This window comes from Pseudomonas sp. B1(2018), assembly GCF_003097365.1.
Taxonomy (GTDB): domain Bacteria; phylum Pseudomonadota; class Gammaproteobacteria; order Pseudomonadales; family Pseudomonadaceae; genus Aquipseudomonas; species Aquipseudomonas laurylsulfatiphila.
The window spans coordinates 257,759-283,089 of record NZ_PYUK01000002.1; the positions used below are offsets into that span (position 1 = coordinate 257,759).

The following is a 25,331-nucleotide window of genomic DNA, read 5'->3' on the forward strand; positions in this document are numbered from 1 at the left end:
TGGTTCAGTCAACAAAGAGGTTGAATGTGCTGGCCCCTTCGCGGGCAAGCCCGCTCCCACAGGGATTGCGTGATACCAACCGGTATCGGCCCAACCCCCGCCGGACGGGCGGTCCGTTGCATAGGCAAGCTGCCGGGTGGCCGGTATACTCCGGCGCAATTAATGCATTTTCAAGGATTTCGCCATGAAGCGCCTGATCTCTTCCCTTGCTGCGCTCCTCGCGGTTGCCTGCCTTGTGTCGGCCTGCGGTCAAAAAGGCCCGCTGTACCTGCCCGATGAAGACCAGGACCCTGTCGAGCAAGCCAAGTCGTCGCAGCAGCAGCCTGCCTCCAAAGCACACAAGCACGACGTCTACCAATAATAAGGGAACCTCATGGACGCTTTTAACTACCGTGACGGTGAACTGTTCGCGGAAGGTGTTGCCCTGTCTGCCATCGCCGAGCGCTTTGGAACACCGACCTACGTTTACTCGCGCGCGCACATCGAAGCCCAGTACCTGGCTTATGCCGATGCGCTGGCTGGCACGCCGCACCTGGTGTGCTTCGCAGTCAAGGCCAACTCCAACCTGGGCGTCCTGAATGTCCTGGCGCGTCTGGGCGCCGGTTTCGACATCGTCTCCCGTGGTGAACTGGAGCGTGTACTGGCCGCTGGCGGCAGCGCCGACAAGATCGTGTTCTCCGGCGTCGGCAAGACCCGTGACGACATGCGTCGCGCCCTGGAAGTCGGCGTGCATTGCTTCAACGTCGAATCCACCGACGAGCTCGAACGCCTGCAAGTGGTCGCTGCCGAACTGGGCGTTCGTGCGCCGATTTCGTTGCGCGTCAACCCGGACGTCGATGCCGGCACCCACCCGTACATTTCCACCGGTCTGAAAGAGAACAAGTTCGGCATCGCCATTGCCGACGCCGAAGACGTGTACGTGCGTGCCGCGCAGCTGCCGAACCTGGAAGTGGTCGGCGTCGATTGCCACATCGGCTCGCAACTGACCACCCTGCCGCCGTTCATCGACGCTCTCGACCGCCTGCTGGGCCTGGTCGACCGCCTCGGCGATTGCGGCATCTACCTGCGCCACATCGATCTCGGTGGTGGCCTGGGCGTGCGCTACAAGGACGAGGAGCCGCCACTGGCTGGCGACTACATCAAGGCCGTGCGTGAACGCCTCGACGGTCGCGACCTGGCGCTGGTGTTCGAGCCGGGCCGCTTCATCGTCGCCAACGCCGGTGTATTGCTGACCCAGGTCGAATACCTCAAGCACACCGAGTACAAAGACTTCGCCATCGTCGACGCCGCCATGAACGACCTGATCCGTCCGGCGCTGTACCAGGCCTGGATGGACGTCACGGCCGTGCGCCCGCGTCAATCGGCAGCCCGCGCCTACGACATCGTCGGCCCGATCTGCGAGACCGGCGACTTCCTGGCCAAGGATCGTCAGCTGGCCCTGGAAGAAGGCGACCTGCTGGCCGTGCATTCGGCCGGTGCCTACGGGTTTGTCATGAGTTCCAACTACAACACCCGCGGCCGTACCGCTGAAGTGTTGGTGGACGGTGATCAGGCATTTGAAGTGCGTCGCCGTGAAACGGTAGCCGAGTTGTTTGCTGGCGAAAGCCTGCTGCCGGAGTAAAACCATGCTGCTGCGTTTTACCAAGATGCACGGCCTGGGCAATGACTTCATGGTCCTCGACCTGGTCAGCCAGCACGCGCACATCCTGCCCAAGCATGCCAAGCAATGGGGCGACCGGCACACCGGCATCGGTTTCGACCAGTTGCTGATCGTCGAGGCACCGAGCAATCCGGACGTGGATTTCCGCTACCGGATCTTCAACGCCGACGGTTCCGAAGTGGAACAGTGCGGCAACGGTGCGCGCTGCTTCGCCCGTTTCGTGCTCGACAAGCGCCTGACCGCAAAACGGCTGATTCGCGTCGAGACCAAAAGCGGCATCATCGAACTGGACGTGCGTAACGACGGCCAGATCAGCGTGAACATGGGCGCCCCGCGCCTGGTGCCGGCGGATATTCCGTTCCAGGCACCGGAGCAGGCCCAGAGTTATCAGGTCGACGTCGACGGCACCCCGGTCGATCTGGCCGCCGTGTCCATGGGCAACCCCCATGCCGTGCTGCGAGTCACCGATATCAACAACGCGCCGGTGCATGAACTGGGACCGAAAATCGAACATCACCCGCGCTTCCCGGCACGGGTCAATGTCGGTTTTCTCCAGGTCATCGACCGGAGCCGCGCGCAGTTGCGCGTCTGGGAGCGTGGAGCCGGGGAAACCCAGGCTTGCGGAACCGGCGCCTGTGCCGCCGCAGTGGCCGCGATCAGCCAGGGGTGGATGGATTCGCCGCTATTGATCGACCTGCCTGGCGGGCGCTTGTCCATCGAATGGGCAGGCCCTGGCCAGCCGGTGATGATGACCGGACCGGCAGTGCGCGTATACGAAGGACAAGTGCGTCTTTGAGTGAGCGAAACCTATGACAGACAAGCCTCAGGTACCCGCACGACAAGCTGACGAATCACCGTCCGAAAGCCTGGAGGCGGCGGCTGTTGCCGCGTACCTGGAGGCTCATCCGGACTTCTTCGTCGAGCACGAAGAACTGCTCCCGTCATTGCGTATTCCCCATCGACGCGGCGATACGGTGTCGCTGGTGGAGCGTCAGATGACCATTCTGCGCGACCGCAACATTGAACTGCGTCATCGCCTGTCGCATTTGATGGACGTGGCCCGGGACAACGACCGGCTGTTCGAAAAGACCCGTCGCCTGATCCTCGCGCTGATGGACGCCGCCAGCCTGGAAGACGTGGTGATGTGCGTCGAAGACAGCCTGCGCCAGGAATTCCAGGTGCCCTTCGTCAGCCTCATCCTGCTCGGCGACAACGCCATGCCGGTGGGCCGCTGGGCCACTCACGCCGAAGCGCAAGTGGCCATCGGCGGCTTGCTCTCGGAAGACAAAAGCGTCAGCGGCAGCCTGCGCGAACATGAACTGGACTTCCTGTTCGGCGAAGAACAGCGCAAGCAGATCGGCTCCACCGCGGTCGTCGCCATCAGCCACCAGGGCATCCACGGCATCCTGGCCATCGCCAGCCGTGATCCGCAGCACTACAAAAGCTCGGTGGGCACCTTGTTCCTGAGCTACATCGCTGAAGTCATGGGTCGCGTGCTGCCACGGGTCAACAATTCCCTGCGCTCGGTACGCTGAACATGGAACGACAACTGGACGCTTACTGCGAACACCTGCGCAGTGAGCGGCAGGTGTCGCCGCACACGCTGTCGGCCTACCGCCGCGATCTCGATAAAGTGCTGGGCTGGTGCGTCAAACAGAACATCGGCAGTTGGGCGGCGCTGGACATCCAGCGCCTGCGCAGCCTGATTGCCCGCCTGCACGCCCAAGGGCAATCATCCCGCAGCCTGGCGCGATTGCTGTCGGCCGTTCGCGGGCTCTATCACTACCTCAATCGCGAAGGCCTGTGCGACCACGATCCGGCCAATGGCCTGGCGCCGCCGAAAGGTGAACGCCGCCTGCCGAAAACCCTCGACACCGACCGCGCCCTGCAACTGCTGGAGGGTGGTGTGGAGGATGACTTCCTGGCACGTCGGGACCAGGCGATTCTGGAGTTGTTCTACTCTTCCGGGCTGCGGCTGTCGGAGCTGACAGGGCTCAATCTCGATCAACTCGACCTCGCCGACGGCATGGTCCAGGTGCTCGGCAAAGGCAGCAAGACCCGCCTGCTGCCGGTGGGACAAAAAGCCCGCGAAGCGCTGGAGCAGTGGCTGCCACTGCGGGCCATGGCCAACCCGGCGGACGGTGCGGTGTTCGTCAGCCAACAGGGTCGACGTCTCGGTCCCCGAGCGATCCAGGTGCGGGTCAAGGCAGCCGGTGAGCGCGAACTGGGGCAGAACCTGCATCCGCACATGCTGCGGCACTCCTTCGCCAGCCATCTGCTGGAATCCTCCCAGGACCTGCGCGCGGTGCAGGAACTGCTCGGGCACTCGGACATCAAGACCACGCAGATCTACACCCACCTGGACTTCCAGCACCTGGCCACGGTCTACGACAGCGCCCACCCAAGGGCCAAACGCATTAAGGGCGACGATTCATGAGCATTCAGTTGATCACCTTCGACCTCGACGACACCCTGTGGGACACCGCACCCGTCATCGTCAGCGCCGAAGCCATATTGCGTGCATGGCTGACCGAACATGCGCCCAACCTGGGGGCGGTGCCGGTGGAACATTTGTGGGCCATACGCGAACGCATCCTGAGCATCGAGCCGAACCTCAAGCACCGTATCAGCGCCTTGCGCCGGCGCGTGTTGTTCCAGGCCCTGGAAGAAGCCGGATATCCCCACGCCGAAGCGTCGGACCTGGCCGATCAGAGTTTCGAAGTGTTCCTTCATGCCCGGCATCAGCTGGAAATATTTCCGGAGGTGCAACCGACCCTGGAGTTGCTGGCCAACCATTACGCCCTCGGCGTGGTCACCAATGGCAACGCCGATGTGCGTCGGCTGGGGCTGGCGGACTACTTCAAGTTTGCGTTGTGCGCCGAAGACATCGGCATCGCCAAACCCGATGCGCGGCTGTTCCATGAAGCCCTGCAACGCGGCGGCGCGACGGCTGATACGGCGGTGCATATTGGCGATCATCCGGGCGATGACATTGCCGGTGCGCAGCAGGCGGGGTTGCGCGCAATCTGGTTCAACCCGGCGGGCAAGACCTGGGAAGCGGAACGGTTGCCGGATGCCGAAATTTGCAGCCTGACCGAATTGCCGGGGTTGTTGGCGCGGTGGAATACCGTTTAGTTTCAGGTGATGTTGAAAAGATCGCAGCCTGCGGCAGCTCCTACAAGGTTATGTGTACCCCTGTAGGAGCTGCCGCAGGCTGCGATCTTTTGCTTTTCCATCACCCATGAAAAAGCCCGCAGCGACGGCGGGCTTTTTCAGCAAGCGGGTAGCAGGCTCAGATAGGCCGGCTGCCGTACTTGTTATCCGGCTTCTTGGGAGGATCGGCGACCACATTGGCCTCCACTTCCTGCACCTTGCCACCACGCGCAAGGAACTCTTCCATGGCCTTGGCCAGGGCATCGCGTTCCTTGTTCTTGGCTTCGACACTCGGCAGCTCATCGACCGATACCGCTGCCTTGGCCTTGCCTTTGGCGGTCGGAACCGGCGCATCACCGCCGTCGTCTTCAGCGACGTCTTCCGCCGCTGCTTCCAGACCTTCTTCGGTTTCGTCGTCGTCGCCTACTTCGAGGTCGTCGTTTTCCAGATCATCGTCGCTCATGTTCTACCTCATGACTTGCGAAAAGCAGATTAGTTATAGCCCAGCTTTGCCCTCTGTCGAAGGCTGCCGGAAAAAAATCAACAACCGCTGCTGACCAGCGGTTATGCCTCTTCACCGTGCACGGTGGCGAGGACTTTACGGGCACCGCCATGATCGCGGTGCTCGCCCAGATAAACGCCTTGCCAGGTTCCCAACGCCAGCCGGCCTGCCGAAATCGGCAAACAGAGCTGACAGCCAAGCACGCTGGCCTTGAAGTGCGCCGGGAGGTCGTCCTGGCCTTCGTCGTTATGCTCATAGCCGTCTGCTCCTTGTGGGATCAGACGATTGAAAAACCGTTCGAAGTCGCGACGTACCGCCGGATCGGCGTTCTCGTTGATGGTCAACGACGCCGAGGTATGCTGCAGCCACAAATGCAACAGACCGACCCGACACGCCTTGAGTTCAGGCAGGCCAGCGAGTAACTCGTCCGTTACCAGGTGAAAGCCCCGGGGCCTCGCCCGCAAGGTAATCAGAGTCTGTTGCCACATACAGTTCTCCGCACGTTCGGGGCGCATTCTAGCGCGCTCTGGGAAAAAACAAAGGCCCTAATATTCCTTCAATCATGTAAGCCTTCGACCGCACAAAAACACCCGACGTAAACATCTTAAAACCTGTAGGAAAAAACCTTTCAGCGCACCCTTCAATGACAAATTTCAGACAAAAAAATGCCCGGCAAGCCGGGCAAGTTTTTTATGCGCGTGCTTACAAGTTGTAGCCGCGTTCGTTGTGAAGCGCCAGATCGATACCGACTGCCTCTTCTTCTTCGTTGATGCGCAGACCCATGACCGCATCCAGCACCTTGAGGATGATGTACGTGGCGATCGCGGTGTAGATCACCGTGAAACCTACGCCTTTGCACTGAATCCACACTTGTGCGGCGATGTCGGTCACGGTGCCGAAGCCACCCAGGGACGGCGCGGCGAACACACCGGTCAGGATTGCGCCGAGGATACCGCCGATACCGTGTACGCCGAAGGCATCCAGGGAGTCGTCATAGCCGAGTTTGCGTTTCAGGGTAGTCGCGCAGAAGAAGCACACCACGCCAGCCGCCAGACCGATGACCAGCGCGCCCATCGGGCCAACGGTGCCGGCAGCCGGGGTAATTGCCACCAGGCCGGCAACCACGCCCGAAGCGATGCCCAGTGCGCTAGGTTTGCCATGGGTGACCCACTCGGCAAACATCCAGCCCAGCGCAGCAGCGGCAGTCGCGATTTGCGTGACCAGCATCGCCATACCGGCGGTACCGTTGGCCGCAGCGGCGGAACCGGCGTTGAAACCGAACCAGCCGACCCACAGCATGGCCGCGCCCATCAAGGTATAACCGAGGTTGTGCGGTGCCATCGGTGTGGTCGGGAAGCCTTTGCGCTTGCCCAGCACCAGGCAGGCAATCAGACCGGCCACACCGGCGTTGATATGCACCACGGTGCCGCCGGCGAAGTCCAGAACGCCCCAGTCCCACATCAGGCCGCCGTTGCCGGACCAGACCATGTGCGCAATCGGCGCGTAAACCAGGGTGAACCAGATGCCCATGAAGACCAGCATCGCGGAGAACTTCATCCGCTCGGCGAAGGCACCGACGATCAGCGCCGGCGTGATGATGGCGAAGGTCATCTGGAAGGTGATGAACACCGCTTCAGGGAACAGCGCCGCAGGACCGGTCAGGCTGGCTGGCGTGACACCGGCAAGGAATGCCTTGCCCATGCCGCCGAAGAACGAGTTGAAGTTGACGACGCCCTGCTCCATGCCGGTGGTGTCGAACGCGATGCTATAGCCATAGATGACCCACAGGATGCTGATCAGACCGGTAATGGCGAAGCACTGCATCATCACGGAAAGAATGTTTTTCGACCGGACCATGCCGCCGTAGAACAGCGCGAGGCCGGGAATGGTCATGAACAGCACCAAGGCTGTAGAGGTCAACATCCAGGCGGTGTCGCCGGAGTTGAGGACCGGGGCCGCCACTTCGTCTGCCGCCAAAGCAAGGCTGGGCATTACGATAGACAACAGGGCTCCTAGCCCTGCGAATTTACGCAGAGTCATATTGTTTTCTCCTGGGGCGTTGGGTTTGTGGCGGCTTAGATAGCGTCGGTATCGGTTTCGCCGGTACGGATGCGAATCGCCTGTTCCAGATTGACCACGAAGATCTTGCCGTCACCGATCTTGCCGGTGTTGGCAGCCTTGGTGATGGCCTCGATTACCCGGTCCAGATCCTTGTCGTCGATGGCGACGTCGATCTTCACCTTGGGCAGGAAATCGACCACGTATTCCGCGCCGCGATACAGCTCGGTGTGACCCTTCTGCCGACCAAAGCCTTTGACTTCAGTGACGGTAATGCCCTGCACGCCGATCTCGGACAGCGACTCGCGTACGTCGTCCAGCTTGAACGGCTTGATGATGGCAGTGACTAGCTTCATGAAAACTCTCTCCCGAATTGGTGGACTTGCCCCAGGAAAACAAACCCGTCTCAAGTCTAAGCGCAGTGCCTGGCTTTGTAACGCATCGTCGGCCTTACCTGCCCGTCCGACGCCAGCTAACCGCTCCTTGCGAAGCACTCCCCGTGATTCGCCTGGCGCACTGCATTCGTCACAGCGACTGCATCAGTGCATGGGTCACCAGCATCTAAGCAGAAAGCTTGCCATCTCCACAAAACTGACTGTTTTCAAGTCTTTACCGGCGGATGGCAGATACTTCGCGACAACACCCGGCACGTTACGCACAACAACGGTGCGACGCCGTCCGTCCCGATGCGCGAAAATCGTGCACCCCTTGCCCGCGCAAATGACTATAGACACTGCGTGATACACTGGCCGTCATTGTTTCCAGGACATTGCCCATGCTCGCGCCAAAAGACTTCCTCGACGCCCTGACCGGCACCGCCTCCCGCCTCTTCAGCGGTGACACGCCGCTGCCGAAAGCCGAAATCGAAAGCCAGTTCAAAATGTTGCTGCAGAGCGGCTTCAGCAAACTGGATCTGGTGAGCCGGGAAGAGTTCGATAGCCAGATGGTTGTACTGGCACGCACGCGGGCGCGGCTGGAGGCTCTTGAAACGAAGGTCGCGGAGATGGAAGCGAAGCTCAATCCGCCAACCGAGTAACCCATCAATCCCTCTTTGAAACACAGCCCCCTGTAGGAGCTGCCGAAGGCTGCGATCTTCTGATCCCAAGCCCCGCAAAAATCCCGGCAACGTCCTACAAACATCACACCGCCGTCCGATTGCGTCGCCAGGTATCCGGTCTCTAAGCTCATTCCCGCTGAATGTTCAGCACTGGGTTTGGCGACCTGGAAAAACCCCGACGCACTACGACCACATTCGAAATAGGGAGTTTCTCCTCATCTTGAGTTATGGCAGCTGTGCGTGGGAGACCTTAAGGTCTGCCGGTTTTTCGGGCGTCACCGGTTCGCCAACCCGCGCATGGCTGCCACCCTTTTCGTTTGGCGACGATCAGAGGCAGTTTCTCTTCATTCGACCCCGAGAACTGCACGATGGAAGAAAACTACCTAACCCCCCACATCTTCACCCGCCACAAACTCCACCTCCACGCCCTCCTAATACAAAACCAACCCTGGTTCAGCGCCCGCGACCTAGGCCGACTACTACGCATCCACCTCAACGACCGCCAACTCCGAAAACTCGATCCCGACCAATACCAAACCACCAAAACCCTCATCCACGGTCACATCGAAAACACCCTGCTGATCAGCGAATCCGGTGTCTACGCCATGCTCGTCTACCACTACTGCCCCGAATACCGAGCCTTGCGTGAATGGCTCACCCACGAAGTCGTCCCCGCCCTGCGAGACACCCAACACCCCACCACAACCGAACGCCCACAACTGAGCCTGCTCAACTGGCCGGAAATGTCGTTGAGCCTGCTGCACTGGAATAACCAGCCGTGGATTCGGTTGCAGGATGTTCCGCAGATGATGACAGAGCGTGAGCTGGCCAGACGCCCGGCAAAACCGTGGTGGAAGCGGGCTTCACATGTCCTGCAGTCGCTTTGAGTATTTAACGTTCAACCACGCTCGATCCGGGCTGAGCGCAACTCGTAGGTCGATTGCAGATTCAGCCAGAAATCGGGTGTGGTGTTCAGGTGGATGGATAGCTTTTGCGCCAGACCAATACTGACACCGCTCAGCTGATTCACAACATCACTTATTTCAGCCTCTGGCTCGTTCAGCGAGCGAGCCAGAGCATCGGCTGTAACGCCCAGCGGCTTCAAAAACTCCTCACTGAGAATTTCACCAGGATGAATCGGGCGCATCCCATTCCTGCTCATTCACACCTCCTACGACTGCATTCAGCGAGATCATAAGCAGCAGCCTTCATCCGGCAAGACCATCCAGGCTCTTTCACCGATGTCCTTCATCTGTCTCGGCAGGGTCCTACAAAAAGCAGCTCTCCGGCCTGATTTATTCCCCGGACCCGTTCCCCTACGCTTTTCACCTTGATATTCCATAGACGTTAGCAATGAGAAGAAATGGGAAAGGCACGCAGGAGGTGCGTATGAGCCCAAAAAAGCGAAAGGCGAAGCTGTTACAAGTTGTTGAGCTTCACGCCGAAGCACGTCGTTTGGCTGGAAATTTATCGGCCAATCAACGACGCATTCTTGAAGTCGCCATCGCGCGCGGTAAAGAACTTGAGCCTGGTGGTTGGTTGGCCGGTGGACGAAGCTGAACTTCTTTCGTGAAAGAAACCGTCTAAATGGCGGTTTTTTTGTACCTCGCCAATGCCCTGGTTCGTAACCGCAATATCCCGTGAAATTTTGCCCACGTAACCACCCCACCAATTCCCTCTCCCCCGTCTACCCTTCAAAAACCCGCAGGAAGCGGCCCCCGTTTAGCTCAAGGAACGCCCATGTCCCTCTCCATCGTCCACAGCCGCGCCCAGATCGGCGTGGAGGCACCCGCCGTCACCGTAGAAGTTCATCTGGCCAACGGCCTGCCATCCCTGACCATGGTCGGCCTGCCCGAGGCGGCGGTGAAGGAAAGCAAGGATCGGGTGCGCAGTGCGATCATCAATTCGGGGCTGCAATTTCCGGCGCGGCGGATCACGCTGAATCTGGCGCCCGCTGATTTGCCCAAGGATGGCGGGCGCTTCGATCTGGCGATTGCCCTGGGGATTCTCTCGGCCAGCGTGCAGGTGCCGACGCTGACACTGGATGACGTGGAGTGTTTGGGGGAGTTGGCCCTGTCTGGTGCGGTACGGGCAGTTCGAGGGGTGTTGCCAGCGGCGTTGGCGGCGCGCAAGGCCGGGCGCTGGCTGATGGTGCCACGGGCGAACGCTGAGGAAGCGTGCCTGGCGTCGGGACTGAAGGTGATTGCTGTTGACCATTTGCTGGAGGCCGTCGCGCACTTCAACGGTCATACACCGATCGAGCCTTATGCTTCCGATGGGCTGCTCTGCGCCAGCAAACCTTATCCCGACCTGAATGAAGTGCAAGGGCAGCTGGCGGCCAAGCGTGCACTGCTGATTGCGGCGGCAGGCGCTCACAACCTGCTACTCAGTGGCCCCCCGGGGACCGGAAAAACCTTGCTGGCGAGTCGCTTGCCTGGGCTGCTGCCACCGCTGACCGAAAGCGAGGCGCTGGAAGTCGCGGCGATTCAATCGGTCACCAGTTGTGTGCCCTTGCGTCACTGGCCACAGCGCCCCTTTCGCCAGCCCCATCACTCCGCCTCTGGCCCCGCTTTGGTGGGTGGCGGCTCGAAACCACAGCCGGGTGAAATTACCCTCGCCCACCACGGCGTCTTGTTTCTTGATGAGCTTCCCGAGTTTGAACGCAGAGTATTGGAAGTCCTGAGGGAGCCGATGGAATCCGGGCATATCGTCATCTCGCGGGCGAAAGATCGCGTGCGCTTTCCGGCACGCTTTCAGTTGGTGGCGGCGATGAATCCGTGTCCCTGTGGATATCTTGGCGAGCCAAGCGGGCGCTGCTCCTGCACGCCGGACATGGTGCAGCGTTATCGCAACAAGCTGTCGGGGCCGCTGCTCGATCGCATCGACCTGCATCTGACTGTCGCCCGGGAAGCCACGGCGTTGAATCCCAAAGTGAAGCCAGGCGAGAACAGCGCCAGTGCTGCGGTGCTTGTCGCCGAGGCTCGTGAGCGCCAGCAGAACCGCCAGGGTTGTGCCAATGCGTTTCTCGATCTGCCGGGCCTGCGCCGGCACTGCAAGTTATCCACAGCCGATGAGCACTGGCTCGAATCCGCCTGTGAACGACTGACCCTGTCACTGCGTTCGGCGCACCGTTTGCTCAAGGTGGCACGGACGCTGGCGGATCTGGAACAGGTTGATGCGATCAGCCGTGAGCATCTGGCGGAGGCGTTGCAGTATCGGCCGGCCACGCAGTAAGTATCGAAACCGAGTCGCTCCATTCGCGGGCAAGCCCGCTCCCACAGGTTCGGCGTCGTTTCCTGTGGGAGCGGGCTTGCTCGCGAAGACTAATTCAGCCGCACCTCAACGAAAGCGGTCAACCCCGGAGCGCAAAACCGCCGCCAGCCTCTCCTGCGGCTTCCCCGTTTCAGCTCAAGTGCACGACATCCGGCAACTCCATGGACCGGACTTCGTTTTGCAGAAAGTCGCTGAGCCGGCGCATGCGTTCGCCGCCGGGACGGGTTTTCGGCCACACGAGGTAGTAACACAAGCCGCTGGCCACCGCTGTCGGCCACGGCAGACTCAAGCGTCCCTGAGCCACGTCCTCCGCGACCATCAGCAGATCGCCCATGGACACGCCATAGCCTCGCGCAGCGGCGATCATGCCCAGTTCCAGGGTATCGAACACCTGCCCGCCCTTGAGCGACACCTGTTCGGCCAGGCCCATGCGCTCCAGCCAGTTGCGCCAATCGCGGCGGTCCGGCGTCGGGTGCAGTAGCTCGGTGCTGCTCAGGCGCTCGACATCCCAGGGTTGGTCGCCCCGCAGGTTGGCCGCGCCGACCGGGATCAACTCCTCGGGGAACAGGTAACTCGCCTCCCAGTCCGGAGGGAAATGTCCGTTGCTTAACAGCACCGCACAGTCGAACGGCTCGTCGTTGAAATCCACGGAATCGACGTCCATCCACGCACTGGTCAGTTGCACTTCGTTGCCCGGTTGCAGATGGCGGAAGCGACTGAGGCGCGCCAGCAACCAGCGCATGGTCAGGGTCGACGGGGCTTTCATGCGCAGGATGTCGTCTTCGGCGCGCAAGGTATTGCAGGCGCGCTCCAGGGCGGTGAAGCCCTCGCGAATACCCGGCAACAACAAACGGGCCGACTCGGTCAGTTGCAGGTTGCGGCCACTGCGATGAAACAAGCGGCAGGCAAAATGCTCTTCAAGCGTACGAATATGTCGGCTGACCGCACTTTGGGTAATCGACAGTTCTTCCGCGGCCCGGGTAAACGACGTGTGTCGCGCCGCCGCTTCAAATGCGCGCAGGGCATATAAGGGAGGAAGACGACGCGACATCAGGAAAGCTCCTACAGCGGTTTTTGGATACCCTAGCAGAAACTATCCAGCATGAGTTTGAATCATGCTACCCATCCTTTTTATCCCTTTGTGCAAACGCCGCAGAGCGCCGAGAATCGACGCTTTCCTGTCCACTTCCAGAATCGAGCGTGATGACCATGCAGCATCCAGCACGTACTGAACTCTGGGCCATCCTGCGGCTGGCGGGGCCGCTGATTGCCTCGCAGTTGGCGCACATGCTGATGGTCCTCACCGACACCCTGATGATGGCGCGCCTGAGTCCCGAGGCGCTGGCCGGTGGCGGGCTCGGCGCGGCGACCTATTCGTTCGTGTCGATCTTCTGCATCGGCGTGATTGCTGCCGTCGGCACTCTGGTGGCGATACGTCAGGGAGCCGGTGACATTCTCGGGGCGACCCGGCTGACCCAGGCCGGGTTGTGGCTGGCATGGCTGATGGCGCTGGTCGCCGGTTTGCTGCTGTGGAACCTCAAACCGGTGCTGCTGCTGTTCGGCCAGACCGAAAGCAATGTCCAGATGGCCGGGCAGTTCTTGATCTTCCTGCCGTTCGCCCTGCCCGGCTACCTGAGCTTCATGGCCCTGCGCGGGTTCACCAGCGCCATTGGCCGTGCGACACCGGTGATGGTCATCAGCCTGGGCGGGACCGTGGCCAACTTCCTGCTCAACTATGCGCTGATTACCGGCATGTTCGGCCTGCCGAAGCTGGGGCTGATGGGCATCGGGCTGGTCACGGCGATTGTCGCCAACCTGATGGCCCTGGCGCTGGCGTGGCACATTCGTCGGCATCCGGCTTATGAGGCCTATCCGCTGCGTCAGGGCCTGTCACGCCTGAACCGCCAGTACCTGAAGGAGTTGTGGCGTCTGGGCCTGCCGATTGGCGGCACCTACGCGGTGGAAGTCGGGCTGTTTGCCTTCGCCGCGCTGTGCATGGGCACCATGGGCAGCACGCAACTGGGCGCACACCAGATCGCCCTGCAGATCGTTTCGGTGGCGTTCATGGTGCCGGCGGGGATTTCCTATGCGATCACCATGCGCATCGGTCAGCACTATGGCGCCGGGCAACTGCTGGATGCGCGGCTGGCCGGGCGGGTCGGCATTGCGTTCGGGGCGGCGGCGATGCTGGGTTTCGCCATGGTCTTCTGGCTGTTGCCGAATCAGTTGGTCGGTCTGTTTCTCGACCACAACGACCCGGCGTTCCGCGATGTCATCAACCTCGCTGTGAGCCTGCTGGCGGTGGCGGCATGGTTCGAGCTGTTCGACGGCACGCAAACCATCGCCATGGGCTGCATTCGCGGGCTCAAGGATGCCAAGACCACGTTCCTGGTGGGCCTGGGTTGCTATTGGTTGATCGGCGCTCCGGCGGCGTGGTGGATGGCGTTCCACCTGGACTGGGGGCCAACGGGTGTCTGGTGGGGCCTGGCGCTGGGCCTGGCGTGTGCGGCGGTGAGCTTGACACTGGGGTTTGAGTGGAAGATGAAGCGGATGATTCGGCGCGAGCCTTCGGTACAAGGCAGTTTTCAGGTAATTCAATCGGATTAGGGTCAAAAGATCGCAGCCTTCGGCAGCTCCTACAGGGCTGCGATCTTTTAAATGGCCTCGACGATGCTCTGTTGGTCAGAGCCAAACATCAGATATTCCACCAACTCGGCCAGCGGCAATGGCTTGCTGATCAAATACCCCTGCACCTGATCGCACTCGAACCCACGCAGCAGATCCAGTTGCTCCGGTGTTTCCACACCTTCGGCGACCACCTCAAGGTTGAGGTTGTGCGCCAGGTTGATCATCGCGTGAACCAGTTTGCGGTTTTCCTCACGCTGCTCCATACCACCAACAAAGCTCTTGTCGATCTTCAGCAAAGTGATCGGCAGGCTGTTGAGGTGCACGAACGACGAGAACCCGGTGCCAAAGTCGTCGAGAGAGAAGCGCACACCGAGGCGCCCGAGGGCATCCATGGTCTGCTTGACCAGGTCGCTGCGGCGCATGACCGCCGTTTCGGTCAGTTCGAACTCCAGCCACTGCGCCTCGACACCGCGCTCGGCAATCAGGCGACTCAGGGTCGAGAGCAACTGACTGTCCTGGAACTGCCGGAACGACAGGTTGATCGCCATGTGCAACGGCGGCAAACCCAGCTCAAGCAGCGCCTGCATGTCGCGCAGGGCCCGGGAAATCACCCAGTAGCCCAGCGGCACGATCAGGCCGCTTTGCTCGGCCAGCGGCACGAATTCGCTCGGTGGCAGCAAGCCGCGCTCGGCATGGCGCCAGCGCACCAACGCTTCGAGGCCGACGATCTGTCCGTCTTCAAGGTTCAGGCGTGGCTGGTAGTGCAATTCCAGCTCATCGCGGCGCAGTGCCCGGCGCAGTTCGGTTTCGAGGTCGGCGATGCTGCGGGCATTGCGATTGATGCGCTCGTTGAAAATGTGAAAGGTGCAACCTTGCGTGCTTTTGGCCTGCTGCATGGCGATGTGCGCGTGCCACATCAGCGGGTCCGCGCCGGCCTGGGCCCGGGCGTGGGCAATGCCCAGGCTGGAGCCGATCAACAAGCTTTCGCCGTCGATCCAATAGGGCTCGGCCAGCGCCTCGCTGATGCGCTCGGCCATCCACTCGGCACGCTGGGGAGCGCGACGGGTGTCGATCAGCAGCGCGAATTCATCGCTGCCCAGGCGTGCCAGTTGATCGCCGGCTTCAAGCTGGCTCTTGAGCCGCGCCACCACTTGCAGGATCAGGCGGTCACCGGCCTGATGGCCGAGGGCGTCATTGGCATAACGAAAGTTGTCGAGGTCGAGATGACCGAGGGCCAGGCCGCGACCGTCGTTTTCCGCCAGCCGCGCCGTCAACAGGGTCTGAAAGCCCTGACGATTGGCGATGCCGGTGAGCGGATCTTGCTCGGCCAGGCGTTGCAGGGTGTTTTCCAGCACGCCACGTTCGCGCACATGGCGCAGGCAACGGCGCAACATGCCCGGATCGAGATGATCGCGCACCAGCCAGTCACTTACACCGTCGGGCGGGGTCAGCGGCTCATGGTCGAGCAGCAACACCGTCGGCAGGCTGCAACGGCCCGGCGCCGGTTGAAGTTGCGGGATGGTCAATAACACCGCGCTGCGGTTGTCATCGAACAGGCTGCTGACCGACTCCCAACTCGGCGCGCTGATGAGCACGGCCGAGCTCCCCATCGGAGCCAGACACTCGCGCAACAACGCTGCCCACGCTGGCTCTTCGGCCAGTAGCAGCAAACGCAAGGGTTCGACAGGCGTAGACAAGCTAGCTCCCTAGACTCTGCAAAGATGTAGGCGACGGGCATTATGCCGTCCCGATGACCAATGACAATGACATCAGTTATCAAAACGAGCCCTTTGTATCCGGAATTACGAACATTAGCCGCAAATTCGTTGCGCATCCTGCGTGAAAGTAACAAAACCGGCAATTACAGATAGCGCGGTACGTCACAAGTCGGACAGAGCAGCACAATTCGCTGAGCCTGTTAAAATGCCGGCCCATTTCGTGACTGACTCCTGAATTTACCTATGTCCCGACTCAATCCCCGGCAGCAAGAAGCCGTGAGCTACGTCGGCGGCCCTCTTTTGGTGCTCGCCGGTGCAGGCTCCGGCAAGACCAGTGTGATCACGCGCAAAATCGCGCACCTGATCCAGAACTGCGGCATCCGCGCCCAGTACATCGTCGCCATGACCTTTACCAACAAGGCCGCCCGCGAGATGAAGGAACGGGTCGGCACCCTGCTGCGTGCCGGTGAAGGTCGCGGGCTGACGGTCTGCACCTTCCACAACCTGGGCCTGAACATCATCCGCAAGGAACACGTGCGGCTGGGCTACAAACCGGGCTTCTCGATCTTCGACGAGACCGACGTCAAAGCCCTGATGACCGACATCATGCAGAAGGAATACTCGGGCGACGACGGTGTCGACGAGATCAAGAACATGATCGGCGCCTGGAAAAACGACCTGATCCTGCCGGCCCAGGCCCTGGAAAACGCGCGCAATCCCAAGGAGCAGACCGCCGCCATCGTCTACACCCACTACCAGCGCACGCTCAAGGCGTTCAACGCAGTGGACTTCGACGACCTGATCCTGCTGCCGGTGAAGCTGTTCGAAGAACACGCCGACATCCTGGAAAAGTGGCAGAACAAGGTGCGCTACCTGCTGGTCGACGAATACCAGGACACCAACGCCAGCCAGTACCTGCTGGTGAAAATGCTCATCGGCAAACGCAACCAGTTCACCGTGGTGGGCGACGACGACCAGTCGATCTACGCCTGGCGCGGTGCCCGCCCGGAAAACCTGATGCTGCTCAAGGAAGACTACCCGTCCTTGAAAGTGGTGATGCTGGAGCAGAACTACCGCTCCACCAGCCGCATCCTGCGCTGCGCCAACGTGCTGATCTCGAACAACCCCCACGAATTCGAAAAGCAGCTGTGGAGTGAAATGGGCCACGGCGACGAGATCCGCGTGATCCGCTGCCGCAACGAGGACGCCGAGGCCGAGCGTGTGGCCATGGAAATCCTCAGCCTGCACTTGCGCACCGACCGCCCGTACAGCGATTTCGCGATCCTCTATCGCGGCAACTACCAGGCCAAGCTGATCGAGCTGAAATTGCAGCACCACCAGGTGCCGTATCGCCTGTCCGGCGGCAACAGCTTTTTCGGCCGTCAGGAAGTGAAAGACCTGATGGCCTATTTCCGCCTGATCGTGAACCCGGATGACGACAACGCCTTCCTGCGGGTGATCAACGTGCCGCGCCGCGAGATCGGCTCGACCACGCTGGAGAAGCTCGGCAACTATGCCACCGAGCGCAAGATCTCGATGTACGCCGCCACCGACGAAATCGGCCTGGGCGAGCATCTGGACAGCCGCTTCACCGATCGCCTGTCGCGCTTCAAGCGCTTCATGGACAGGGTTCGCGAGCAGTGCGCCGGCGAAGACCCGATCTCCGCCCTGCGCAGCATGGTCATGGACATCGACTACGAGAACTGGCTGCGCACCAACAGCTCCAGCGACAAGGCCGCCGACTACCGCATGGGTAACGTGTGGTTCCTGATCGAGGCGCTGAAGAACACCCTGGAAAAAGACGAAGAAGGCGAAATGACCGTCGAGGACGCCATCGGCAAACTCGTCCTGCGTGACATGCTCGAGCGTCAGCAGGAAGAGGAAGACGGTGCCGAAGGCGTGCAGATGATGACCTTGCATGCGTCCAAGGGCCTGGAATTCCCCTACGTGTTCATCATGGGCATGGAGGAGGAAATCCTCCCGCACCGTTCCAGCATCGAAGCCGACACCATCGAAGAAGAACGTCGCCTGGCCTACGTGGGCATTACTCGCGCGCGCCAGACCCTGGCCTTCACCTTCGCCGCCAAGCGAAAGCAGTACGGCGAGATCATCGATTGCGCACCAAGCCGCTTCCTCGATGAGTTGCCACCGGACGATCTGGCCTGGGAAGGCAACGACGACACACCGACCGAAGTCAAAGCCGTGCGGGGCAACAACGCATTGGCGGATATACGCGCGATGTTAAAGCGCTAGAATTGACCACTTTTATATGACCTTCGGCGCACAGGCGCCAAAAGAGGACAGCTTCATGGAAGCCCTGCACCAGAAAATTCGCGAACAAGGCATTGTGCTTTCCGACCAGGTCCTGAAGGTCGACGCCTTTCTGAACCACCAGATCGACCCGGCCCTGATGAAGCTGATCGGCGACGAATTTGCCACGCTGTTCAAGGACTCGGGCATCACCAAGATCGTCACCATCGAAGCCTCGGGCATCGCCCCGGCGATCATGACCGGCCTGAACCTCGGTGTGCCGGTGATCTTCGCCCGCAAGCACCAGTCCCTGACCCTCACCGAAAACCTGCTGTCGGCGACCGTTTACTCGTTCACCAAGCAGACCGAAAGCACCGTGGCCATCTCCCCGCGCCACCTGACCAGCAGCGACCGCGTGCTGATCATCGATGACTTTTTGGCCAACGGTAAGGCGTCCCAGGCGCTGATTTCGATCATCAAGCAGGCCGGCGCGACCGTGGCGGGCCTGGGCATCGTGATCGAGAAGTCGTTCCAGGGCGGCCGTGCGGAGCTGGATTCGCAGGGTTATCGCGTGGAGTCGTTGGCTCGCGTGAAGTCGCTGGCCGATGGTGTCGTGACCTTTATCGAGTAAGTCGGGACACAGTAATACCTTGTGGGAGCGAGCTTGCTCGCGATTGCATAGTGTCAGTCGACATCTCGTTGACTGACACACCGCTATCGCGAGCAAGCTCGCTCCCACAGTTGATTTTGGGTGGGCAGTTATTGCGCGGTGGCCTTGAGGCCGGTGAGCAGCAACCGCTGATACAACTCCTCCTTCAGCCCCTCCGGGTTGGCCAGCTGCATGCGTTCCAGATGCTCCGGGAACGCTGCTGCCTCCGGCGCATCCAGCGCTGCCTTGCCCAGCTCCAGCACCTCGCTCAGCTTGAACTTGCTCTTGAGCCAGTTCAGCGCCCGCAACACATCTCGCTCGACCTCGGTGAAATCACAGCCCAGCGGATACTCCGGAAAAAGCCGCGAATGCCGCGCCTGGATCTCCTGCAAACGCTGCGGAGTGTTATCGGCAAAGCGTGGATCGAGACAGAAGTCCTTGGGCAATTTGCCGACCTTCTGCGCCTGTTCAATCAACCCCGACTGAAAACGCGAGTCGCTGATATTGAGCAAGGCTTCGATCACCGCCGCATCGGTTTTGCCACGAAGATCGGCGATGCCATATTCGGTGACCACCATGTCCCGCAAGTGCCGGGGAATCGTGCAGTGGCCATACTCCCAGACGATGTTCGAGCTGACGTCGCCGCCGGACTCACGCCAGCTGCGCAGCAGCAACACCGAGCGCGCGCCCTGTAGCGCATGCCCCTGAACCACGAAGTTGTATTGCCCGCCTACGCCGCTGAGCACACGTCCGTCTTCGAGCTGATCCGCCACCGCGGCACCGAGCAAGGTCACGGTGAACGCGGTGTTGATGAACCGCGCATCCAGGCGCTGCAAGCGCTTGAGTTCTTCCTGGCCGTAGAGCTCGTTGATGTAGCTGATGCGGGTCATGTTGAATTCGAGCCGTTTGTTTTGTGGCAACTCGCGCAAGCGTTCGTAGTAGCTGCGCGGACCGAGGAAGAAACCGCCGTGCACCGAGATGCCATCGGTTTGACCAGTCTCGTCGAGGGTGCCGGCATTCGCCTGTTGCTGGGTCGCCACGTCCGGATAAACCTTGCGCCGCACAATTCCCGCATCGGCCAGCACCAACAAGCCGTTGACGAACATTTCGCTACAGCCATACAGGCCTTTGGCGAAGGGTTCGGCGCCGCCCTCGCGTTCGATCAGTTGCGCCCAGTGGCTGAGGTTTACGTCGGCCAGCAACGCCTTGTAAGCGTCGTTGTCCGCTTGCCGCGCCAGCAGCGCCGCCGTCAGCGCATCGCCCATGGAGCCGATGCCGATCTGCAAGGTGCCACCGTCACGCACCAGAGTGCTGGCATGCAAGCCGATGAAATGGTCCTGGCACCCCACCGGCATGTTCGGCGTGGAAAACAGCGTGGTGTGGTCTTTCTCATCGATCAGCAGGTCGAAGGTGTCGATGCCGAGCTCCGCATCGCCGGGCATGTAAGGCAGATCGTTGTGCACCTGGCCGACCATCAGGATGGTTTCTCCGGCGGCGCGGCGCTTGGCGATCATCGGCAACAGGTCGAGGGTGATGTCGGGGTTGCAGCTCAGGCTCAAGCGGTCGGGATGCTCGGCATGGCTGGCCACCAGTTGCGCCACCAGATTCAAACCGGCGGCATTGATGTCCCGCGCCGCATGGCTGTAGTTGCTGCTGACGTAATCCTGCTGCGCCGTGGCACTGTTGAGCAGGCTGCCGGGCTGCATGAAAAACTGCTGGATGTGGATGTTGCCCGGGAGCTGATCGCGACGAAGGTCGGTGAGGAAATCCAGCTCCGGATAATCGCCGAACACCCGCTCGACAAAGGGTTCGAGGAAGCGCTTTTGCAATCCGTCGCCCAAGGGCGGGCGGCCCAGGCACAACGCGGTGTAGATCGTCAGCCGCCGCTCGGGCAACTGTGCGACTCGTCGATACAGCGCGTTGACGAAGTGATTGGGTTTGCCCAACCCCAGAGGCAGGCCCATGTGGATATGCGCCGGCAACCGCGCCAAGACGTCATCGACTGCCTGTTCGATAGAGCACAGCTGAACCATCGGATCCTCCCTCACGTTCCATGACTTGGGTTTGGACCGAGATTGCCGGGTCTTTGCTGCAATGAACAGCCTGTACCGGCCAACCGCCCGACACAAATACCTTTGTAGGAGCTGCCGCAGGCTGCGATCTTTAGATGTTGATCATAAAAAAGATCGCAGCCTGCGGCAGCTCCTACAGGGAACCGACAGGCACAAAAAAGCCGCTCGAAAGCGGCTTTTCGGCAGCAAGATGAAGGCTTATTTCAGGCCGGACATCTTCTGGATGGCGCCTTTGAGTTCGGCATCGGAGCAGTCGGCGCAGGTGCCTTTAGGCGGCATCGAGTTGATACCGGTAATGGCCTTGGCCAGGATGCCGTCGAGGCCGCCCTGGTGATCGGCACGTTCTTTCCAGGCGGCGGCATCACCGATTTTCGGCGAGCCCATCAGGCCTGTACCGTGGCAAGCGTTGCAATGTTTAGCAATCACTTCATCCGGGGTTTTTGCACCGCCACCGCCGCCGGAGGCAGCGGCCACTTCCATGCCCTTGCACTCTTTACCCTGAACACAAACCTGGCCGACTGGCTCAAGGCGTTTGGCAATATCGTCATTGGTCGCAGCTTGAGCGCTGACACTGACAGCCCATAGGGCCAATACGGTTGCTGGTGCAGCCAGCATTTTCATAATTAGGTTCACGCGTTCACCCTCAATGGTGGCTAGTCACGCCTACGGCCACGGTTCGCAGGCGGGCGCAAGTATAGCGGTAAGCCCGTCGCACTGAAACAACCCCAAAGTCGCAAGGGTCTTAGGCTGCGGCGGAAAAACGGCCCGGGCGCCTCTGCGATGCTGGCAGGACGCCTCTTTTCTTAGAAATTCGCCGGCGTTGCTGCGCTGATTAGTCGCGCAGGTGCATCGAACGGATTCCGGAAACGGTGTGGCTTGGTACTTTCAAAGTAGTAGCTATCACCGGCTTCGAGTACAAAAGTTTCGAGGCCGACCACCAGTTCCAGTTTTCCTTCGACCAGGATGCCGGTTTCCTCACCCTCATGGGTAAGCATCTCGTCACCGGTGTCGGCGCCTGGCGGATAGATTTCATTGAGGAATGCGATAGCCCGGCTCGGGTGCGCCCGGCCGACCAGTTTCATGGTCACGGCGCCATCGGAAATATCGATCAGCTCGTTGGCCTTGTAGACGATCTGGGTCGGCTTTTCCTGCAGGATTTCTTCGGAAAAGAACTCGACCATGGACATGGGAATCCCGCCCAACACCTTGCGCAACGAACTGATCGAAGGGCTCACGCTGTTCTTTTCGATCATCGAAATGGTGCTGTTGGTGACGCCCGCCCGTTTGGCGAGCTCACGCTGGGAAAGGCCTTTGAGCCTACGGATGGATTGCAGTCGTTCACCGACGTCCAAAGCTTGCGCCTCCAGGATTCAAGATTATTGGAATAGTGGACGTTATCATGGCGACAGCGTTCAGTATTTACAACACCTTGACCTGAATCCTGCTCAGCGAGGCGACTTCCGGTCTGGAGCCTTGCGCACTAAGCCCCGGAATAGAGCAGTGGCACTCGGCGCAGGTTGCAGAAAATCTGGTAAGGAATCGTCCCGGCTGCCATGGCTACATCGCTGGCAAGGATGTTTTTGCCCCACAACTCGACGGTCGAACCGAGACCGGCCTGCGGTACATCGGTCAGGTCGATGCAGAGCATGTCCATCGACACCCGGCCGATCAACTGGCTGCGTTGCCCGGCAACCAGCACGGGGGTGCCGGTCGGTGCCAGACGCGGGTAGCCGTCGGCGTAACCCAAGGCCACCACACCAATGCGCATCGGTTTGGGCGTGATGAATCTGGCGCCGTAACCGACTGGCTCGCCAGCCGGCAGTTCGCGGACACTGATGACTTTCGACTCAAGGGTCATCACGGGTTGCAGGCGTGAGGCAACTTCGTTGGCCTCTTCGAACGGCGTGGCGCCATAGAGCATGATGCCGGGACGTACCCAATCGCTCGGAATCTGTGGCCAACCGAGCACCGCCGGCGAGTTGCGCAGGCTGACCTCGGCGGACAAGCCCTTGCGCACCGCTTCAAATACCGCCACCTGATCGGCACTGGCTTGTTCGTGCAGTTCATCGGCACGCGCAAAGTGGCTCATCAGCACTACTTTCGCGACCTTGCCGCTGGCCAGCAGCCGTTGATAGGCCGCCTGATAATCCGCCGGGTGCAGCCCCACGCGGTGCATGCCCGAATCGAGTTTCAGCCACACGGTGATCGGCTTGCTCAACGCCGCTTTCTCGATGGCTTCGAGTTGCCACAGCGAATGCACCACGCACCAGAAATCATGCTCGACGATCAGCGCCAGCTCATCGGCTTCGAAAAAACCTTCCAGCAGCAGGACCGGTGCACGAATGCCCGCCGCCCGCAGCTCCAGCGCCTCTTCGATACAGGCCACGGCAAACCCGTCCGCCTCGGCTTCCAGCGCCTGGGCGCAACGCACCGCGCCATGGCCATAGGCATCGGCCTTGATCACTGCGAGGGCTTTGGCCCCCGTGAGCTCACGGGCGATTCGGTAGTTGTTGCGCAGGGCTTGAAGGTCGATCAGGGCACGGGCAGGACGCATGGCGGCAGACTTCTGGTCGGGTTATCGGGAAGAAAAACCGGCGCTGGCTGACAGCATGAACCACCAACAGCACCGGGAGAGGGATCTTTTCTTACAGGCTTATGGCAGAGCGGCTACAACCGACAGCTCGACCAGGATTTCCGGTTCGCACAATTTCGCTTCAACGGTGGCACGGGCCGGGGCGACGCCTTTTGGCAGCCAGTTGTCCCACACCGCGTTCATGCCTTCGAAGTGCGCATCGATGTCTTTCAGGTAAATCGTCACCGACAGCAGGTTGTGCTTGTCGGTGCCGGCCAGATCGAGCAAACGCTCGATGTTGGCGAGGGTTTCACGGGTCTGCTGTTCAATCCCGGCGTTCATGTCGTCGCCTACCTGTCCGGCCAGATAAACCGTGCCGTTATGGGTGACGATCTGACTCATGCGCTCATTGGTGAGCTGGCGCTGGACTGACATGCTTTGCAGACTCCTGGGTTTTGTTGCCATAACGGGAAATATCGAGGCCTTCGGCGCTGATCTGCGGCTTTTTCTTCGCCATCAGGTCAGCCAGCAAACGGCCGGAGCCACAGGCCATGGTCCAGCCAAGCGTGCCGTGACCGGTGTTGAGGAACAGGTTCTTGAACGGGGTGGCGCCAACGATCGGCGTGCCATCCGGAGTGGTCGGACGCAGGCCGGTCCAGAAATCGGCTTGGGCCAGATCACCGCCCTGAGGATAAAGATCGTTGACGATCATCTCCAGGGTTTCGCGGCGACGCGGGTTCAGCGACAGGTCAAAACCGGCGATTTCAGCCATGCCGCCGACGCGGATGCGGTTGTCGAAACGGGTGATCGCGACCTTGTAGGTCTCGTCGAGAATGGTCGAGGTCGGGGCCATCGCCGAGTTGGTGATCGGCACGGTCAGGGAGTAGCCCTTGAGCGGGTACACCGGCGCCTTGATCCCCAGCGGCTTGAGCAGTTGCGGCGAATAGCTGCCCAGGGCCAGCACGTAGCGGTCGGCGGTTTCCAGCTTGCCGTCGATCCATACGCCGTTGATGCGGTCACCGGCGAAGTCGAGGCGCTGAATGTCCTGGCCGAAACGGAATTGCACACCGAGGTTCGCAGCCATTTCTGCGAGCTTGGTGGTGAACATCTGGCAGTCACCAGTCTGATCGTTCGGCAGGCGCAGGGCACCGGCGAGGATGTCAGTCACGCTGGCCAGCGCTGGCTCGACGCGAGCGATGCCTTCACGGTCGAGCAGCTCGAACGGCACGCCGGACTCTTTCAGCACGGCGATGTCTTTCGCGGCGCCGTCCAGTTGAGCCTGGGTGCGGAACAATTGGGTCGTACCCAGGCTGCGGCCTTCGTAGGCGATGCCGGTTTCGGCACGCAGTTCATCGAGGCAGTCACGGCTGTACTCGGACAGACGGACCATGCGCTCCTTGTTCACCGCGTAACGGCTGGCGGTGCAGTTGCGCAGCATCTGTGCCATCCACAGGTACTGGTCGATGTCGGCAGTGGCCTTGATTGCCAAGGGCGCGTGGCGCTGCAACAGCCACTTGATGGCCTTGAGCGGCACGCCCGGTGCGGCCCACGGCGAGGCATAACCCGGCGAGACCTGCCCGGCGTTGGCGAAACTGGTCTCCATGGCAGCAGCCGGCTGCCGGTCGACGACCACCACTTCAAACCCGGCACGGGCCAGATAATAAGCACTGGTGGTACCGATGACGCCGCTGCCCAAGACCATGACGCGCATTTTCATATCCCTCATCGCGGCTAACCGC

General features: G+C 60.8%; 26 protein-coding genes. 13 read left to right on the top strand and 13 right to left on the bottom strand.

Going from position 1 to position 25,331, the window contains the following annotated elements; all coding sequences use genetic code 11:
- The first annotated feature begins 184 nt into the window (after positions 1 to 184).
- From C9422_RS03670 to C9422_RS03695, 6 genes are read left to right on the top strand one after another with little or no spacing between them, the layout of a single operon-like run.
- On the top strand, positions 185 to 361 hold the full coding sequence (locus tag C9422_RS03670) for a lipoprotein (protein WP_007980804.1): 177 nt from the start codon (positions 185 to 187) through the stop codon (positions 359 to 361).
- 12 nt (positions 362 to 373) lie between these two features.
- On the top strand, positions 374 to 1,621 hold the full coding sequence (gene lysA / locus C9422_RS03675; protein WP_116579731.1) for a diaminopimelate decarboxylase: 1,248 nt from the start codon (positions 374 to 376) through the stop codon (positions 1,619 to 1,621).
- 4 nt (positions 1,622 to 1,625) lie between these two features.
- Positions 1,626 to 2,456, top strand: a complete 831-nt coding sequence (gene dapF / locus C9422_RS03680) for a diaminopimelate epimerase (RefSeq protein WP_116579732.1) — start codon at positions 1,626 to 1,628, stop codon at positions 2,454 to 2,456.
- Between the two features lie 13 nt (positions 2,457 to 2,469).
- The gene (locus C9422_RS03685; protein ID WP_007980809.1) at positions 2,470 to 3,195 is read left to right on the top strand and encodes a DUF484 family protein; all 726 of its coding nucleotides are present in this window, start codon (positions 2,470 to 2,472) and stop codon (positions 3,193 to 3,195) included.
- A gap of 2 nt (positions 3,196 to 3,197) precedes the next feature.
- Complete coding sequence (gene xerC / locus C9422_RS03690; protein ID WP_116579733.1) at positions 3,198 to 4,097, top strand: tyrosine recombinase XerC; 900 nt, start codon at positions 3,198 to 3,200, stop codon at positions 4,095 to 4,097.
- On the top strand, positions 4,094 to 4,795 hold the full coding sequence (locus tag C9422_RS03695; RefSeq protein ID WP_116579734.1) for an HAD family hydrolase: 702 nt from the start codon (positions 4,094 to 4,096) through the stop codon (positions 4,793 to 4,795). The genes xerC and C9422_RS03695 overlap by 4 nt, the downstream gene beginning before the upstream one ends.
- Before the next feature lie 157 nt (positions 4,796 to 4,952).
- Here C9422_RS03695 and sutA read toward each other — a convergent pair whose 3' ends face one another.
- The 4 genes from sutA to glnK form a co-directional block, all read right to left on the bottom strand.
- Entirely contained in the window at positions 4,953 to 5,276 is a 324-nt protein-coding gene (gene sutA, locus C9422_RS03700) for a transcriptional regulator SutA (RefSeq protein WP_007980816.1), read from the bottom strand.
- A 101-nt stretch (positions 5,277 to 5,377) separates the two neighbouring features.
- The gene (locus C9422_RS03705) at positions 5,378 to 5,803 is read right to left on the bottom strand and encodes a secondary thiamine-phosphate synthase enzyme YjbQ (RefSeq protein WP_015097344.1); all 426 of its coding nucleotides are present in this window, start codon (positions 5,801 to 5,803) and stop codon (positions 5,378 to 5,380) included.
- A 214-nt stretch (positions 5,804 to 6,017) separates the two neighbouring features.
- Positions 6,018 to 7,355, bottom strand: a complete 1,338-nt coding sequence (locus C9422_RS03710; RefSeq protein WP_104450262.1) for an ammonium transporter — start codon at positions 7,353 to 7,355, stop codon at positions 6,018 to 6,020.
- 35 nt (positions 7,356 to 7,390) lie between these two features.
- Entirely contained in the window at positions 7,391 to 7,729 is a 339-nt protein-coding gene (gene glnK / locus C9422_RS03715) for a P-II family nitrogen regulator (protein ID WP_002555808.1), read from the bottom strand.
- 419 nt (positions 7,730 to 8,148) lie between these two features.
- Between glnK and C9422_RS03720 the strand changes: the two genes are divergently transcribed.
- Both C9422_RS03720 and C9422_RS03725 read left to right on the top strand, forming a co-directional pair.
- Positions 8,149 to 8,409, top strand: a complete 261-nt coding sequence (locus C9422_RS03720; RefSeq protein ID WP_007980822.1) for an accessory factor UbiK family protein — start codon at positions 8,149 to 8,151, stop codon at positions 8,407 to 8,409.
- A gap of 389 nt (positions 8,410 to 8,798) precedes the next feature.
- A complete protein-coding gene (locus C9422_RS03725) occupies positions 8,799 to 9,317 on the top strand; it encodes a Bro-N domain-containing protein (RefSeq protein ID WP_116579735.1) in 519 nt (172 codons plus the stop codon).
- An 11-nt stretch (positions 9,318 to 9,328) separates the two neighbouring features.
- Here C9422_RS03725 and C9422_RS03730 read toward each other — a convergent pair whose 3' ends face one another.
- Entirely contained in the window at positions 9,329 to 9,592 is a 264-nt protein-coding gene (locus C9422_RS03730) for a HigA family addiction module antitoxin (RefSeq protein WP_116579736.1), read from the bottom strand.
- A 227-nt stretch (positions 9,593 to 9,819) separates the two neighbouring features.
- On the opposite strand from C9422_RS03730, the gene C9422_RS32160 reads away from it, so the two are divergent.
- The gene (locus C9422_RS32160; RefSeq protein WP_165824748.1) at positions 9,820 to 9,990 is read left to right on the top strand and encodes a hypothetical protein; all 171 of its coding nucleotides are present in this window, start codon (positions 9,820 to 9,822) and stop codon (positions 9,988 to 9,990) included.
- 180 nt (positions 9,991 to 10,170) lie between these two features.
- On the top strand, positions 10,171 to 11,664 hold the full coding sequence (locus C9422_RS03735) for a YifB family Mg chelatase-like AAA ATPase (protein WP_116579737.1): 1,494 nt from the start codon (positions 10,171 to 10,173) through the stop codon (positions 11,662 to 11,664).
- Positions 11,665 to 11,833: 169 nt separating this feature from the next.
- On the opposite strand, the gene C9422_RS03740 is transcribed toward C9422_RS03735, so the two are convergent.
- Positions 11,834 to 12,754 carry a LysR substrate-binding domain-containing protein gene (locus tag C9422_RS03740; protein ID WP_116579738.1) on the bottom strand — a complete coding sequence of 307 codons (921 nt, stop codon included), beginning with the start codon at positions 12,752 to 12,754 and terminating at the stop codon, positions 11,834 to 11,836.
- A gap of 158 nt (positions 12,755 to 12,912) precedes the next feature.
- Between C9422_RS03740 and C9422_RS03745 the strand changes: the two genes are divergently transcribed.
- Positions 12,913 to 14,310 (top strand): NorM family multidrug efflux MATE transporter, encoded by a 1,398-nt coding sequence (locus tag C9422_RS03745; protein WP_116579739.1) that lies wholly within the window; start codon positions 12,913 to 12,915, stop codon positions 14,308 to 14,310.
- A 47-nt stretch (positions 14,311 to 14,357) separates the two neighbouring features.
- Here C9422_RS03745 and C9422_RS03750 read toward each other — a convergent pair whose 3' ends face one another.
- Positions 14,358 to 16,028 carry a bifunctional diguanylate cyclase/phosphodiesterase gene (locus tag C9422_RS03750; protein WP_116579740.1) on the bottom strand — a complete coding sequence of 557 codons (1,671 nt, stop codon included), beginning with the start codon at positions 16,026 to 16,028 and terminating at the stop codon, positions 14,358 to 14,360.
- Positions 16,029 to 16,292: 264 nt separating this feature from the next.
- Here C9422_RS03750 and rep point away from each other — a divergent pair, with 264 nt between their 5' ends.
- Entirely contained in the window at positions 16,293 to 18,302 is a 2,010-nt protein-coding gene (gene rep, locus C9422_RS03755) for a DNA helicase Rep (RefSeq protein WP_007975144.1), read from the top strand.
- A 55-nt stretch (positions 18,303 to 18,357) separates the two neighbouring features.
- A complete protein-coding gene (locus tag C9422_RS03760) occupies positions 18,358 to 18,930 on the top strand; it encodes a xanthine phosphoribosyltransferase (RefSeq protein ID WP_007975145.1) in 573 nt (190 codons plus the stop codon).
- Between the two features lie 128 nt (positions 18,931 to 19,058).
- Here C9422_RS03760 and C9422_RS03765 read toward each other — a convergent pair whose 3' ends face one another.
- The 6 genes from C9422_RS03765 to dadA all read right to left on the bottom strand — a co-directional run bounded on the left by C9422_RS03765 (position 19,059) and on the right by dadA (position 25,303).
- Positions 19,059 to 20,981, bottom strand: a complete 1,923-nt coding sequence (locus tag C9422_RS03765) for an acetyl-CoA hydrolase/transferase C-terminal domain-containing protein (RefSeq protein WP_116579741.1) — start codon at positions 20,979 to 20,981, stop codon at positions 19,059 to 19,061.
- A 237-nt stretch (positions 20,982 to 21,218) separates the two neighbouring features.
- Positions 21,219 to 21,641, bottom strand: coding sequence for a cytochrome c5 family protein (locus tag C9422_RS03770; protein WP_116579742.1), 423 nt, complete (start codon positions 21,639 to 21,641; stop codon positions 21,219 to 21,221).
- 182 nt (positions 21,642 to 21,823) lie between these two features.
- A complete protein-coding gene (locus tag C9422_RS03775; protein WP_007975150.1) occupies positions 21,824 to 22,372 on the bottom strand; it encodes a cupin domain-containing protein in 549 nt (182 codons plus the stop codon).
- Positions 22,373 to 22,500: 128 nt separating this feature from the next.
- Positions 22,501 to 23,574 carry an alanine racemase gene (gene alr / locus C9422_RS03780; protein ID WP_116579743.1) on the bottom strand — a complete coding sequence of 358 codons (1,074 nt, stop codon included), beginning with the start codon at positions 23,572 to 23,574 and terminating at the stop codon, positions 22,501 to 22,503.
- Positions 23,575 to 23,673: 99 nt separating this feature from the next.
- The gene (locus C9422_RS03785) at positions 23,674 to 24,027 is read right to left on the bottom strand and encodes a RidA family protein (protein ID WP_007975152.1); all 354 of its coding nucleotides are present in this window, start codon (positions 24,025 to 24,027) and stop codon (positions 23,674 to 23,676) included.
- On the bottom strand, positions 23,999 to 25,303 hold the full coding sequence (dadA, locus tag C9422_RS03790; RefSeq protein WP_095964443.1) for a D-amino acid dehydrogenase: 1,305 nt from the start codon (positions 25,301 to 25,303) through the stop codon (positions 23,999 to 24,001). Before dadA ends, C9422_RS03785 begins: the two co-directional genes overlap by 29 nt.
- Positions 25,304 to 25,331 lie beyond the last annotated feature (28 nt).